General features: G+C 65.3%; 14 protein-coding genes. 8 read left to right on the forward strand and 6 right to left on the reverse strand.

From position 1 onward, the window contains the following. Positions 1 to 6: 6 nt before the first annotated feature. From ACW4E8_RS24905 to ACW4E8_RS24920, 4 genes are read left to right on the forward strand one after another with little or no spacing between them, the layout of a single operon-like run. Positions 7 to 1212: an aminotransferase-like domain-containing protein gene (locus ACW4E8_RS24905; RefSeq protein ID WP_456806949.1), complete on the forward strand. Its 1206-nt coding sequence runs from the start codon at positions 7 to 9 to the stop codon at positions 1210 to 1212. A gap of 9 nt (positions 1213 to 1221) precedes the next feature. After that, positions 1222 to 1524: a DUF1330 domain-containing protein gene (locus ACW4E8_RS24910; RefSeq protein ID WP_456806950.1), complete on the forward strand. Its 303-nt coding sequence runs from the start codon at positions 1222 to 1224 to the stop codon at positions 1522 to 1524. Continuing rightward, a complete protein-coding gene (locus ACW4E8_RS24915; RefSeq protein WP_456806951.1) occupies positions 1521 to 2501 on the forward strand; it encodes a quinone oxidoreductase family protein in 981 nt (326 codons plus the stop codon). The genes ACW4E8_RS24910 and ACW4E8_RS24915 overlap by 4 nt, the downstream gene beginning before the upstream one ends. 40 nt (positions 2502 to 2541) lie before the next feature. Continuing rightward, positions 2542 to 2859, forward strand: a complete 318-nt coding sequence (locus ACW4E8_RS24920; RefSeq protein ID WP_456806952.1) for a DUF1330 domain-containing protein — start codon at positions 2542 to 2544, stop codon at positions 2857 to 2859. Between the two features lie 242 nt (positions 2860 to 3101). Here the strand turns inward: ACW4E8_RS24920 and ACW4E8_RS24925 are convergent, their stop codons facing one another. The 6 genes from ACW4E8_RS24925 to ACW4E8_RS24950 form a co-directional block, all read right to left on the reverse strand. After that, entirely contained in the window at positions 3102 to 4478 is a 1377-nt protein-coding gene (locus tag ACW4E8_RS24925) for an MFS transporter (protein ID WP_456806953.1), read from the reverse strand. Between the two features lie 344 nt (positions 4479 to 4822). After that, a complete protein-coding gene (locus ACW4E8_RS24930; protein WP_456806954.1) occupies positions 4823 to 5677 on the reverse strand; it encodes a 3-keto-5-aminohexanoate cleavage protein in 855 nt (284 codons plus the stop codon). A 27-nt stretch (positions 5678 to 5704) separates the two neighbouring features. Beyond that, positions 5705 to 6487 carry a 3-oxoadipate enol-lactonase gene (gene pcaD, locus ACW4E8_RS24935; protein WP_456806955.1) on the reverse strand — a complete coding sequence of 261 codons (783 nt, stop codon included), beginning with the start codon at positions 6485 to 6487 and terminating at the stop codon, positions 5705 to 5707. A gap of 13 nt (positions 6488 to 6500) precedes the next feature. Further along, positions 6501 to 6779, reverse strand: coding sequence for a muconolactone Delta-isomerase (gene catC, locus ACW4E8_RS24940; protein WP_010811732.1), 279 nt, complete (start codon positions 6777 to 6779; stop codon positions 6501 to 6503). Between the two features lie 45 nt (positions 6780 to 6824). Further along, positions 6825 to 7970, reverse strand: a complete 1146-nt coding sequence (locus tag ACW4E8_RS24945; RefSeq protein WP_456806956.1) for a muconate/chloromuconate family cycloisomerase — start codon at positions 7968 to 7970, stop codon at positions 6825 to 6827. A 113-nt stretch (positions 7971 to 8083) separates the two neighbouring features. Then, the gene (locus ACW4E8_RS24950) at positions 8084 to 9001 is read right to left on the reverse strand and encodes a LysR family transcriptional regulator (RefSeq protein WP_456806957.1); all 918 of its coding nucleotides are present in this window, start codon (positions 8999 to 9001) and stop codon (positions 8084 to 8086) included. Positions 9002 to 9147: 146 nt separating this feature from the next. Here ACW4E8_RS24950 and catA point away from each other — a divergent pair, with 146 nt between their 5' ends. The 4 genes from catA to benC all read left to right on the forward strand — a co-directional run bounded on the left by catA (position 9148) and on the right by benC (position 13159). Then, positions 9148 to 10068, forward strand: a complete 921-nt coding sequence (catA, locus tag ACW4E8_RS24955; protein ID WP_456806958.1) for a catechol 1,2-dioxygenase — start codon at positions 9148 to 9150, stop codon at positions 10066 to 10068. Between the two features lie 107 nt (positions 10069 to 10175). Beyond that, the gene (benA, locus tag ACW4E8_RS24960) at positions 10176 to 11606 is read left to right on the forward strand and encodes a benzoate 1,2-dioxygenase large subunit (protein ID WP_456806959.1); all 1431 of its coding nucleotides are present in this window, start codon (positions 10176 to 10178) and stop codon (positions 11604 to 11606) included. Next, positions 11603 to 12118: a benzoate 1,2-dioxygenase small subunit gene (benB, locus tag ACW4E8_RS24965; protein WP_456806960.1), complete on the forward strand. Its 516-nt coding sequence runs from the start codon at positions 11603 to 11605 to the stop codon at positions 12116 to 12118. The genes benA and benB overlap by 4 nt, the downstream gene beginning before the upstream one ends. Before the next feature lie 21 nt (positions 12119 to 12139). Next, entirely contained in the window at positions 12140 to 13159 is a 1020-nt protein-coding gene (benC, locus tag ACW4E8_RS24970) for a benzoate 1,2-dioxygenase electron transfer component BenC (RefSeq protein WP_456806961.1), read from the forward strand. Positions 13160 to 13165: the final 6 nt, after the last annotated feature.

Genomic DNA, 13165 nt, shown 5'->3' on the forward strand with positions numbered 1-13165 from the left:
ATTCATATGAAAAGCAACGACATCCAATTCTCGCGCCGTGCGCAAGCACTGACCAGTTCCGTCATCCGCGAAGTCCTGAAGCTGACGGAGAAGCCGGAGATCATCTCCTTCGCCGGCGGTCTCCCGTCCGCGCAGACCTTCCCTGTAGCGGCGCTCCAGGCCGCGTGCGAACGCTTGTTTGCCGATTCTCCCGCGGCGGCATTGCAGTATGCGCCGACCGAGGGGCTGCAGCCGCTGCGCCAGTGGGTGGCGGAGAAGCACGGGGTGGACAGCGCTCATGTGCTGATCACCACGGGCTCGCAGCAGGCACTGGACCTGCTGGCCAAGGTCTTCATCGACCCGGGCAGCAAGGTGCTGGTGGAAGCGCCGACCTACCTTGGCGCGTTGCAGGCGTTCTCGCTTTCCGAACCAGCCTACGCCGAGGTGCCGACCGACGACCAGGGCCTGCAGCCGGAGGCGCTGACCGAAGCGCTCGCGGCCAGCGCCAGGTTCCTGTACACGATCCCGAATTTCCAGAATCCAACGGGGCGCCGGCTGCCGCTGGAGCGCCGCAAGGAGCTGGTGGCGCGAGCCAGGGAGCTTGGTGTTCTGCTGGTCGAGGACAACCCCTATGGCGAGCTGCGCTATAGCGGTTCGCCGCTGCCGTCGCTGCATTCGCTGAACCCGGAAGGCGTGATCTACATGGGGTCGTTCTCCAAGATCCTGGCGCCGGGTTTGCGCCTGGGCTACATGCTGGCGCCGCCGGCGATCCACGCCAAGCTGGTGCAGGCAAAGCAGGCTTCCGACCTGCACACGCCCAGCTTCACGCAGCGCGTCGCCTACGAAGTCCTGAAGACCGGCATGCTCGACAGCCATATCGCTTCGGTCTGCGATCTCTATGGCAAGCACTGCGCGGCCATGCTCGACGCACTGTCGCGACACATGCCCGAGGGGGTACGGTGGAGCACGCCGGAAGGGGGCATGTTTATCTGGGTCGAACTGCCGGCGGCCATCGACACCATGGCCTTGCTCGAAGCAGCGGTAGCCAGGAACGTGGCCTTCGTTCCCGGCGCGCCGTTCTATGCCATCACGCCACGCAACAACACCCTGCGGCTCGCCTTCGTCACGGTGCCGCCGCAGAAGATCGAAGAGGGCATCGCCAGGCTCGGCGAGCTGGTCGCGAGCCATCTCCGCGTGCTGCAGCCGGCTGATCCGGTCGCGGCAGTTCAGTGAGGAGAAGCCATGCGTAAAGGCTACTGGATCGCATTGGTGGACGTCACCGATGTCGACGGCTACAAAGGCTATATCGAGGCCAACAAGGCTGTGTTCGAGAATTTCGGCGGGCGCTTCATCATCCGCAACGGCGAGAAGGAAGTCGTGGAGGGATCGCTTCGTTCGCGCGTGGTGGTGATCGAGTTCAGGGACTACCAGACGGCACTGGCATGCTATCGGTCGCCCGAGTATCGGGCCGCGATGGCTCTGCGCGAGCCGTATTCGCAGGGAGATATCGTCGTGATCGAAGGATATGAGGGGCTGCCGGCATGAGCAAAACAAAGGCGATCAGGATCCGCGAGACCGGCGGACCGGAAGTCATGGAGTGGGTAGGCGTTGACCTTGGCGAACCACGCGCCGGCGAGGTCCAGGTCAGGCATCACGCCGTGGGGGTCAACTTCATCGACGTGTATTTCCGCACGGGGCTGTATCCGATGCCGCTTCCCGGCGGCATCGGCATGGAGGCAGCGGGCGTGGTCACTGCCGTCGGGGCTGGCGTGACCAGCTTCCGGGTTGGCGATCGGGTGGCCTATGCGGGCAGCGTGCCGGGCTCGTACGCGCTGGAACGCGCGGTTCCGCAGGGCGAGCTGATCCATATCCCGGACGGCGTGGGTTTCGAAGAGGCCGCCGCGGTGACGCTGCAGGGCCTGACGACGCAATACCTGCTGCGCAGGGCATATCGCGTGAAGGCCGGCGACACGATCCTGATCCATGCTGCGGCGGGAGGGGTGGGTTTGCTGGTCTGCCAGTGGGCCAGGGCACTGGGTGCGCGGGTCATCGGCACGGTCAGCTCGGATGAGAAGGCGGAACTGGCCCGCGCAAACGGGTGCGACTTCCCCATCGTTTATTCCCGCGAAGACTTCACCAGTCGAGTGCGTGAGATCACCGGCGGGGAAGGGGTGCCGGTGGTCTATGACTCCATCGGCAAGGACACCTATGTCGGATCGCTCAACTGCCTGGCCCCGCTCGGCACGTTCGTCAGCTTCGGGAACTCATCCGGGCCGTTGCCGCCGATTGAGGCATTCGAGTTCACCAAACGAGGTTCGCTCTTCTTCACGCGGCCGCAGTTGTTTCACTATGCCGCCCGCCGAACCGATCTCGACGACATGGCTGCCGACCTGTTCGCCATGATGCAAAGCAGAACGGTGAAGGCGAACATCGGCAATCGCTATGCACTCGCCGATGCCGCACAGGCTCACATTGCCCTCGAGGGCAGGAAGACTATCGGATCCAGCGTTTTGATTCCGTAGACACAAGCAACATCTAACCGCAGACAGCCAGGAGCAACACATGCCCAAGGGATATTGGATCGGTCAGGTAGAGATTACCGACCCGGAGAAGTTCGCGGCGTATAGCGAAGCCAATCAGATCGCCTATCGGAAGTATGGGGGGCGGTATCTGATCAGGGGTGGCAATGCCGACGTGGTGGAAGGCAGTTTCCGGTCGCGCCTGGTGGTGATCGAGTTCGACGACTACGAAACCGCGCTCGCATGCTACCGGTCACCGGAGTATCAGATCGCAGCCAGCCTGCGCAAGGCTGGATCGACCGGCGATGTCGTGGTGGTCGAAGGCTACGCTGGCGCGCAACCCGAGGACGTGAGCCTGTAAAGCGTGAAAGCCGTGTAGTTGTTTTCTACCCGCGTCACTCGCTCACGCAAGGCGACGCGGCAGCCAGGGGGCCGCTTCCGATACGGAAGCGGTGCGGGCCTCAAGCTCGCTTTCGCGGTCCTGACGCAAGGCGTGTTGCCCCTGGCATTTCTTCCATCCCGACCGGTATGCCTTCGCGGAGCGAATCCCTGCCATGGCAACGCGATCGGTTGGGCAGCGCACCTCGCGATGCGCCACCATGCTCAGATCCGCGCGTCCGCAGCCGTTGGTGCCGGCGCCGGGCTAGAACTGACCGCCGTATCGACATGCTGCCCGGATGCGGACAGCCGATGGTTGATGCAGGCCAGCGCCAGGGCACCCATGATGCCCGCCGCACCGATCACCAGGAAGTTCTGTTCCAGCGGCAGCTTGAGCGAGACGATCAGGCCGATCAGCACCGGTGCCACGATGGCACCCAGCCGCCCGATACCCGAAGCCATGCCGACACCCGTGGAGCGGATCGACATGGGATAGAACTGCCCGCTGTAGGCATACGCCACGATCTGTGCGCCGGTGGTGCAAGCGCCGACGGCACCGATAAGCAGGTAGAGCACGTCAGTCGAGGTCTTGAACGTCATCAGGTACAGGAAGAAGGCGCCGAGCGCGTACATGCTCACCAGCACCCACTTGATGTGGAAACGGTCGGCAAGCCAGCCGCCACCGATCGCACCGACCACTGCCCCGAGGTTCAGCGCGATGACAAAGCTCAGCGCCGAGCCGAGGCTGTACCCCGACATCGCCATCAGCTTGGTCAGCCACGTGCTGAGCGCGTAGACCATGAACAAGCCGGTAAAGAATGCGATCCAGAACATGATCGTGCTGAAGCCGCGGCCATCCTGGAACAAGCGCGTCACCGGTGCGCCGGCGGCGCGGTCCTGCTTCGGAAGCTGGAAGGTGGCACCGGCATCCAGCCGCAGTTGCGGATCGATGCGTCGCACGACTTCACGCAGGTCGCGCTCGTTCTGGCGCGACACCAGGAATGACAGCGACTCCGGCATCGTCTTCAGGATGAAGGGGATCAGGAGCACCGGCACACCCGCCGCAAAGAAGACCACCTGCCAGCCGAACCCTGCGATGAACTGCTTGCCGATCACGGCGGCCAGGATGCCGCCGATCGCATATCCGGAGAACATCACGGTCGTCATAAAGCTGCGGATCCGCCGTGGCGAATACTCGGTCATCTGCGCAACGATGTTCGGCATGACGCCGCCGATCCCGAGGCCTGCGATAAAGCGCATCACGCTGAACGTGACCGGGTCGCTGGTAAGGCCCGCTGCCGCGGTGAACACGCTGAACAGGAACACGCACAGCGAAATGGTCCATCGACGACCGATCTTGTCGGACAGGGCACCGAGGAAGATGGCGCCGAACATCATGCCAAACAGCGCTGAACTGGCCATGAAGCCGGCCGTCGAGGCAGTGACGCCCATTTCCTTCATGATCGACGGCAGCGCGGCACCCGCCACGGCAATGTCGTAGCCGTCAATGATGATCACCAGCAGGCACCAGGCCAGGACCCGTGCATGAAATCTGTTGAATCTGGCCTCATCGGCCAGTTTATGCACGTCTATGTGCTGCATTGTGTGTCTCCTCCACCAGTTACGCCCTTGGAATCGTTCATGACGTCCCAGCGTGGCACCGCCGGGCAACGACGCTCACGCCGATGGAGCGAAATATGGTCGATGTACGGAGATGCGTCAATATCATGATGCATGTATCCGTGACGTATACGGGTAATTCCTGTGTTCATGCATTGTTTGCATGATAATTAAATCACTATGGTGATACTAATCCAGCCGGATTTCGTCGGGTTGTGAAGCGTGGGGCACTGATGGGGCGGGCAGGCTCAGCCAGCCTGTATAGGCGCCGCGAAATCAGGCGATTTTCAGGCTGCGGCACGGCGCGTCTTCGATTAGGCCTTGAACTACAAGGGCGAACGCCCGTCGATTTCCATTGATGGCAGCCCCAGGAGCGCGCGCGCCTGGGCCACTGTCGCCACGGGGCGCCCATATTCCTCGCACAAGGCCGCTAGCTGGCTGACCAGCGCGGCGTTGGAGGGCGCCAGTGTCTGCTTGTCAAGCCGCACATTGTCTTCCAGGCCGGTGCGGCAATGGCCGCCCAGTTCGAGCGACCAGCGCGCCATCGTCAACTGGTCCCGGCCGATGCCAGCGCCGGTCCAGGTCGCATCGGGTGCCAGGCGCCGCAGGGTGTGCACGTAGAAGGCGAGCACCTCGCGATCGACCGGCATCGCATTTTTGATCCCCATCACGAACTGGATATGCAGCGCGCCGTCGATCTTGCCGGCCTGTTGCATGGCCACCGCCTGGAAGATCATCGACAGGTCGAAGGCCTCTATCTCGGGCTTGACGGCGTAGGCCTTCATTTCCGCGGCGAGCCAGTCCACCAGGTCTGGCGGATTGTCATAGACGCGTGTCGGGAAATTGACCGAGCCGGTGGCAAGCGACGCCATGTCCGGCCGCAACGCCAGCATCCCGCCTCGCTCCTTTCCCGCGCCGGAGCGGCCGCCGGTGGAGACCTGCGTGATGATGCCCGGCGCATGCTTGCGGATGCCCTCCAGCACGCTGGCAAAGCGGTCCGGCTCGGAGGAGGGCGTCTCGTCGTCATTGCGCACGTGCAGGTGGACGAGCGTGGCCCCCGCCTCGAATGCGGCCTGGGTGGACTCGACCTGCTCGCTGACAGTGATCGGCACGGCAGGGTTGTCACGCTTGCGCGGCAGCGAGCCGGTGATGGCGACGGAGATAATGCAGGGCTGGGTCATATCGAGGCTCCGGGAGGGGTTAGTGCATCACGCCTGTGACAGGAAGTGGATCACCGCGTGCGAAAACGCCTCGGGCAATTCCCAGTTGGACAAATGCGCGGCGTTGAGCGCGAGGTATTCGGCGTCGGCAATGCCTTGCGCCAGCTCGCGGCCCTGTTCCGGCGTGGTGGCGGCATCCTGCACGCCCGCGATCACCAGCACGCGCGACCGGATGCCTGGCAGCAGGCCGCGCAGGTCGGCATCGCGCACAGCGGCGCAGTTGGCGATATAGCCGTCGGGATCCGTGGAGGCGAGCATGGCGAGCACGGGCGCCATGTGCTCCGGATCGCCTGCCAGCGCGGCCGGCGTGAACCAGCGGGCCAGCACGCCCTCGGCAATCTCCGCCATGCCCTCGTTGCGGACGCGCTCGATGCGCGTGTTCCAGCCGGACGCCGGGCCGATCAGCGCCGCGGTATTCGCCAGCACGAAGCGGCCGAAGCGCGCGGGCTGATGGCGTGCCAGCCAGATGCCGGTCATGCCGCCCATCGACAGGCCGCAGAAGTGGGCGTGATCGACACCGGCATGGTCCATCACCGCCAGCACGTCGGCACCGAGCTCGGCCATGCCGAACGGCGCTGTTGGCGCGCCGGAGGCGCCATGGCCGCGCGTGTCGTAGCGCAGCACGCGGAAGCGCTCCAGCAGCGCCGGCATCTGCGGATCCCACATCGACAGGGTGGTGCCCAGCGAGTTGGACAGGACCAGCACCGGCGCGCCGGCCGGACCGTGAAGTTCATAGTGAAGGCGAAGCCCGTCGCGGGTGGCAATGCACATGACGCGGTCTCCCTCAGCGGATCGATGAAGGATGCGGCGCCAGCGGGGTGACGGCGATCTTCATGTACGGGAACAGCGGCAGCCCCGACAGCAGCGTGTGCAGCGCCTCGTTGGACTCGACATCGAACACGCTGTAGTTGGCATACTCGCCGACCACGCGGTAGAGCTGCTGCCACTTGCCCTGGCGCTGCAGGTCCTGCGCATAGGCTTTCTCGCGCGCCTTGATGTCCTCCGCCTGCGCGGCGGGCATGTCGTGCGGCAGGCTCACGTCCATTCTTACCAGATACAGCATTGGTATCTCCTCGCTTGGATTCTCATGGGGTCTGATTGCAGGGAATCAGGCGCGGTCGCGCCGGTAGTGGGCGAGCTTGTCCTCGTCCAGTGCCATGCCGAGGCCGGGGCCCTGCGGCAGGTGCAACGCGAAGTCGCGGTAGACGGGGCGCTCGGCCACGATGTCGTCCTTCAGCAGCAGCGGGCCGAACAGTTCGGTGCCCCACGCCAGTTGCGGCAGGGTCGCAAAGCCGTGGGCGGCGGCTATGGTGCCGATGCTGCCTTCGAGCATGGTGCCGCCATACAGCGCGATGCCGGCCGCATCGCCCACCGCGGCCGTGCGCAGCATGCCGAAGATGCCGCCCGACTTGGCGATCTTCAGGGCGAACACGTCGGCGCCGCCGATGCGGGCCAGTTCCATCGCGTCCTCGGGCCCGCACACGGCTTCGTCGGCCATGATGGGCACCACGAAGCGCGCCGCCAGACGCGCCAGCGCGGCGCGTTGTTCGCGCGGCGTGGGCTGCTCGATCAGGTCGATGCCGGCGGCCTCCAGCATGGCAATGCCGGTGGCGGCATCCGCTTCGTTCCAGGCCTGGTTGACGTCCACCGTGACGCGCGCCCGCTCGCCCAGCGCGCGCTTGATCGCCGAAACGTGTGCCACGTCCTCGCGCACGCTGCGCCGGCCGATCTTGAGCTTGAAGGTGTCATGGCGGCGCTCGGCAAGCAGGCGCTCCGCCTCGTCGATGTCCCGCGCGGTGTCGCCGCTGGCCAGCGTCCACAGCACCGGCAGGGTGTCGCGCACGGCGCCGCCCAGCAGTGTCGCCAGCGGCACGCCGAGACGCTTGCCCTGCGCGTCCAGCAGCGCGGTTTCCAGCGCCGACTTGGCGAAGCGGTTGCCGCGCGCCACCTTGTTCAGCCGCGCCATGGCGGCGTGCACGTTGGTGGCGTCCTGCCCGAGCAGCGCCGGGGCGAGGTAAGCGTCGATGGTCAGCTTGATGCCCTCGGGGCTCTCGTCGCCATACGACAGTCCGCCGATGGTGGTGGCCTCGCCGATGCCCTCCACGCCATCGGCGCAGCGCAGGCGGACGATCACGAGGGTCTGCCGCTGCATGGTCGCCATGGCGAGCTGGTGCGGCCGGATGGTCGGTAGATCGACCAGGATGGCCTCGATGGACTCGATGGCCGTGATGCTTTGCTGCGTCGCCACTTTCATACCTTCCTGATGCAGTTGAACGTTGCACCGGAGTATGGAGGGCGATTTTTTGGGTGTCCAAGACCGTTGGCGTCTGATTCCATACCTCCAGAGTATGGACCGCCCGTTGCTCCTTATTCCTTCGGCGGCGGCAGGTAGGCCATGCCCTCATCCTCGTAGAGCTGGTAGATCATGTCCCGCAGCGAGCGCAGGTCGGCCGACTCGTCCAGCATGCGCGTGCTCATGATAATGGGCGACACCAGCTTGGGATCGTCCAGTTCCTTGTAGGTCACGTCGCCCCGCTTGAGCCCGTAGACGCTGCTCGGGACCACCGAGATGCCTTCGCCCATCGCCACCAGCCCGAGCGCGATCTGCAGCTCGCGCACCTCGTGCAGGCGGCGCGGCTTCAGGGCGCGGTCGTGGAAGGCGGCCAGCACCTGGTCGGCAAAGCTCGGGCGCGGCGCCTTGGGGAAGATGATGAGCGGCTCGCCGACCAGGTCGTGCAGCGCGAGCTCGGGCTTGGCGTCAGCCAGCGGATGGCCGACCGGCAGCGCCACGATCATGCGCTCCTCGCGCAGCACCACGCGCCGCACCGACGGGTCTTCGTGGCGAATGCGCCCGAAGCCCACGTCGATGCGCCCCTCCTTGAGCGCCTTGATCTGATCCATGGTCGACATCTCGTGCAGGCTCAGTTCGAGATCCGCGTGCATCTGCCGGAAGCGCCGGATGATCCGCGGCAGCATCCCATACAGCGTGGAGCCGACAAAGCCGACCGACATCTTGTGCTCGATCTTGCCGACCCGCTTGGTCATCGCCTGCAGTTCTGCGGTCTGGGCCAGCAGTTGCAGCGCGTGGGTATAGAAGAAGCGCCCGGTGTCGGTCAGCTTCAGCGGGCGCGAATGGCGCTCGAAGAGTTGCACACCCAGGTCTTCCTCCAGTTGCTGGATCTGGCGCGACAGCGGCGGCTGTGCGATATGCAGCCGCTCGGCCGCCCGGGTGAAGTTGCGTTCCTCTGCCACGGCCACGAAGTAACGCAGGTGCCGCAATTCCACGACTATACCTCCTGAGTATCAAGCGGATACTAAATCGGTGTTGGACTGCCAAAACTGGCGTTGACTATGCTCCATCCGTGCCCGGAAGACAAGCTCGATACCTGCAAAGCATGGTCCGGGACCCAACCACAACTATGGAGACCCCCATGACTCACTCGGAAATCGACGCCCTGGTCCACAGCTTTATCGTCGCCACCGGCACGCAAGGCACCCCCGACCCGCGCGTGCAGCAGGTGGTAGTCCGCCTGACCGCGGACCTGTTCAAGGCGATCGAGGACCTCGACCTGAGCGCCAGCGAAGTCTGGAAGGGCATTGAGTACTTCGCCGAGGCGGGCGCCACCCAGGAGTTGGGCCTGCTCGCCGCCGGCCTGGGGCTGGAACGCTTTCTCGACGTCCGCGCCGACGAGGCCGAAGCCCGCGCCGGCCTGACCGGCGGCACCCCGCGCACCATCGAAGGCCCGCTCTACGTGGCCGGCGCCCCGGAAAGCACTGGCTTTGCCCGGCTCGACGACGGTAGCGACGGCAAGGGCGAGGTCCTGTTCATGCAAGGCACGGTGTACGGCGCCGACGGCAAGCCGCTGCACGGCGCCAGGGTCGAGGTGTGGCACGCCAACCTGATGGGCAACTACTCGTTCTTCGACAAGACCCAGTCGCACTTCAACCTGCGCCGCACCGTCATCACCGACGCCAATGGCCGCTACCAGTTCCGCAGCAACGTGCCCAACGGCTACGGCTGCCCGCCGGAAGGCACCACCCAGCGCCTGCTGGACCAGCTCGCGCGCCACGGCCGGCGCCCGGCCCACATCCACTTCTTCGTGTCGGCGGACGGCCACCGCAAGCTGACCACGCAGATCAACATCGACGGCGACGAATACCTGTGGGACGACTTCGCCTTCGCCAGCCGCGAGGGGCTGGTGCCGGCGGTGACCCGCGTCACCGAAGCCGCAGCGCTCGACAAACACGGCGTGGACAAGCCGTTCGCCTCGATCGACTTCGATTTCCGGCTGCTGCCGGAGCAGGACGGCGCCCCCGCCGCCGAGGTGGAGCGCCAGCGCGCCGCCGCCTGATTTTCAGTAGTAGTGCCGCCCGCCGCGCGGGCCGGCAGATCCAGTCCGGGCGGCAGCGCCATGCGCAGCGCCGTCCAGCAGACAAGACATCGGCAGGAGACAACTCCATGATCCCCATCTATCCGGAGGGCAAGGCCCCCGTTCGCCCCAGCGCCGGGCGCCTCGACCTCGATGCCTTCCTGGTGGAAGACAAGGCAAGCGGCGACTACCGGCTGCACCGCCAGGCCTTCACCGACGAAGACCTGTTTGAACTCGAGATGAAGCACATCTTCGAGGGTAACTGGATCTACCTGGCGCACGAAAGCCAGATCCCGAACAACAACGATTACTACACCACCCATATTGGCCGCCAGCCGGTGGTGATCGCGCGCAATCGCCAGGGCGAACTGAACGCTTTCATCAATGCCTGCAGCCACCGCGGCGCCATGCTGTGCCGCCACAAGCGCGGCAACAAGGCCACCTATACCTGCCCGTTCCACGGCTGGACCTTCAATAACAGCGGCAAGCTGCTGAAGGTGAAGGACCCCGAGAACGCCGGCTATCCCGACTGCTTCAACAAGGAAGGCTCGCACGACCTGAAGAAGGTGGCGCGCTTCGAGAACTACCGCGGCTTCCTGTTCGGCAGCCTGAACGCGGACGTGCCGCCGCTGCAGGATTTCCTCGGCGAAGCGGCGCGCGTCATCGACATGATCGTCGACCAGTCGGCCGACGGGCTTGAGGTGCTGCGCGGCTCGTCCACCTACACGTTCGAAGGCAACTGGAAGCTGCAGGCCGAGAACGGCGCCGATGGCTACCATGTGTCGGCGGTGCACTGGAACTACGCCGCGACCACCAGCCAGCGCAAGCAGAAGAACGCGCAGGAAGACAAGATCCGCGCCATGGACGCCGGCAAGTGGGGGCAGCAGGGCGGCGGCTTCTATGCCTTCGAGCATGGCCACATGCTGCTGTGGACGCGCTGGGCCAACCCGGAGGACCGCCCCAACTTCAGCCGCCGCGAGGAATTCGCCGAGCGCTGCGGCGCGGAGACCGCGGACTGGATGATCCAGAACTCGCGCAACCTGTGCCTCTATCCCAACGTCTACCTGATGGACCAGTTCGGCTCGCAGATCCGCCTGCTGCGTCCGCTGGCCGTCGACAAGACCGAGGTCACCATCTACTGCATCGCGCCGAAGGGCGAATCCGACGAGGCGCGCGCGCGCCGCATCCGCCAGTACGAGGACTTCTTCAACGTCAGCGGCATGGCCACCCCCGACGACCTCGAGGAGTTCCGCGCTTGCCAGCAGGGCTACGCCGGGCAGGCACTGGCCTGGAACGACATGTGCCGCGGCGCGAAGCACTGGATCGACGGTGCCGACGAGGCCGCGCAGCGCATCGGACTCAAGCCCGTGATGAGCGGCGTGCGCACCGAGGACGAGGGCCTCTACACGGTGCAGCACCGCTACTGGCTGGACGTGATGAAGAAGGCCGTGGCAGAGCAATCCGCCGAAGCTGCGAATGAAGCCACCGACGCCACCGACGCCGCAGGGAGCGCAGCATGAGCACCGCCGACATCACCCTCGACAAACCGGTCGACCTTGCGGCCATCCAGTCCTTCCTGTACCGCGAGGCACGGCTGCTGGATGACGAAGAGTGGGACGCATGGCTTGCGTGCTACCACCCCGACGCTAAGTTCTGGATGCCCTGCTGGGATGACGACGGCAAGCTGATTACCGACCCGCAGCGCGAGATCTCGCTGATCTATTACCCGACCCGGCAGGGCCTGGAGGATCGCGTGTTCCGCATCAAGACCGAGCGCTCCAGCGCCACCATTCCGGACACGCGCACCAGCCACAACCTGAGCAATGTCGAAGTGCTCGGGGTGGCGGGCGACACCTGCACCGTGCGTTTCAACTGGCACACGCTGAGCCATCGCTACCAGACCACCTACAGCTATTTCGGCATGTCGCGCTACACGCTCGACCTCTCCGGCGGGCAGCCGCGCATCCTGGACAAGTACGTCGTGCTCAAGAACGACTACATCAACCAGGTCATCGACATCTATCACATCTGATCCAGGCTGGAGGAACGCGCCATGGAACACACCATCGCCCTGCAATTCGAGGACGGCGTCACCAGGTTCATCGCCTGCGGCGAGAACGAGACCCTGTCCGATGCCGCCTATCGGCAGCAGATCAATATCCCGCTGGACTGCCGCGACGGCGCCTGCGGCACCTGCCGCGGGCTGTGCGAGTCGGGCAGCTATGACCTGCCGGCGTCGAGCTATATCGAGGATGCACTGACCGCGGAGGAAGCTGCCGAGGGCTACGTGCTGGCCTGCCAGACCCGCCCGCGTTCGGACTGCGTGATCCGCGTGCCCGCCTCGTCGGCCGCGTGCAAGACCGGCGTCACCACCTACCAGGGGACGCTGGCCGAGCTGGAACAGCTCTCCGATTCGACCATCGGCTTTTCCATCGACCTGGACGAGGCCGCCGGCCTGGACTTCCTGCCCGGCCAGTATGTCAATGTCGAGATCCCGGGCACCAGCCAGACGCGCTCCTATTCCTTCAGCTCCGCGCCCGGCAGCGCGCGCACCGGCTTCGTGGTGCGCAACGTGCCGGAAGGCCGGATGAGTACGTGGCTGACCAGCCAGGCGAAGGCCGGCGAGCGCGTGGCGTTTTCGGGCCCCTACGGCAGCTTCTACCTGCGCGAGGTGGCGCGGCCGGTGCTGTTCCTGGCCGGCGGCACCGGCATCGCCCCCTTCCTGTCGATGCTCGATGTGCTGGCCGCCAGCGGCTGTGCGCAGCCGGTGCGCATGGTCTACGGGGTCACCAACGACATCGACCTGGTGGCGCTGTCGCGCATCAATGCGGCCCAGGGTGCCTTGCCCGGCTTCGAATACCGTACCTGCGTGGCTGACGCTGCCAGCAACCACGCCCGCAAGGGCTATGTCACAGCGCATGTGGAGCCGGAATGGCTCAACGGCGGCGATGTCGACATCTACCTGTGTGGCCCCGTGGCGATGGTGGAGGCGGTGCGCGGCTGGCTGCAGCAGAGCGGCATCACGCCCGCCGGCTTCTACTATGAGAAGTTCTCGGCCAGCAACGCGGCATGAGCGAGG

Source organism: Cupriavidus sp. CP313, from assembly GCF_054072015.1.

Bases quoted from the DNA above. Each gene is read 5' to 3' on its own strand.
- catA (WP_456806958.1), top strand. From the start codon at position 9,148: ATGACTCACTCGGAAATCGACGCCCTGGTCCACAGCTTTATCGTCGCC.
- ACW4E8_RS24915 (WP_456806951.1), top strand. From the start codon at position 1,521: ATGAGCAAAACAAAGGCGATCAGGATCCGCGAGACCGGCGGACCGGAA.
- ACW4E8_RS24925 (WP_456806953.1), bottom strand. From the start codon at position 4,478: ATGCAGCACATAGACGTGCATAAACTGGCCGATGAGGCCAGATTCAAC.
- benA (WP_456806959.1), top strand. From the start codon at position 10,176: ATGATCCCCATCTATCCGGAGGGCAAGGCCCCCGTTCGCCCCAGCGCC.
- pcaD (WP_456806955.1), bottom strand. From the start codon at position 6,487: ATGTGCATTGCCACCCGCGACGGGCTTCGCCTTCACTATGAACTTCAC.
- benB (WP_456806960.1), top strand. From the start codon at position 11,603: ATGAGCACCGCCGACATCACCCTCGACAAACCGGTCGACCTTGCGGCC.
- ACW4E8_RS24945 (WP_456806956.1), bottom strand. From the start codon at position 7,970: ATGAAAGTGGCGACGCAGCAAAGCATCACGGCCATCGAGTCCATCGAG.
- benC (WP_456806961.1), top strand. From the start codon at position 12,140: ATGGAACACACCATCGCCCTGCAATTCGAGGACGGCGTCACCAGGTTC.
- ACW4E8_RS24905 (WP_456806949.1), top strand. From the start codon at position 7: ATGAAAAGCAACGACATCCAATTCTCGCGCCGTGCGCAAGCACTGACC.
- catC (WP_010811732.1), bottom strand. From the start codon at position 6,779: ATGCTGTATCTGGTAAGAATGGACGTGAGCCTGCCGCACGACATGCCC.
- ACW4E8_RS24910 (WP_456806950.1), top strand. From the start codon at position 1,222: ATGCGTAAAGGCTACTGGATCGCATTGGTGGACGTCACCGATGTCGAC.
- ACW4E8_RS24930 (WP_456806954.1), bottom strand. From the start codon at position 5,677: ATGACCCAGCCCTGCATTATCTCCGTCGCCATCACCGGCTCGCTGCCG.
- ACW4E8_RS24920 (WP_456806952.1), top strand. From the start codon at position 2,542: ATGCCCAAGGGATATTGGATCGGTCAGGTAGAGATTACCGACCCGGAG.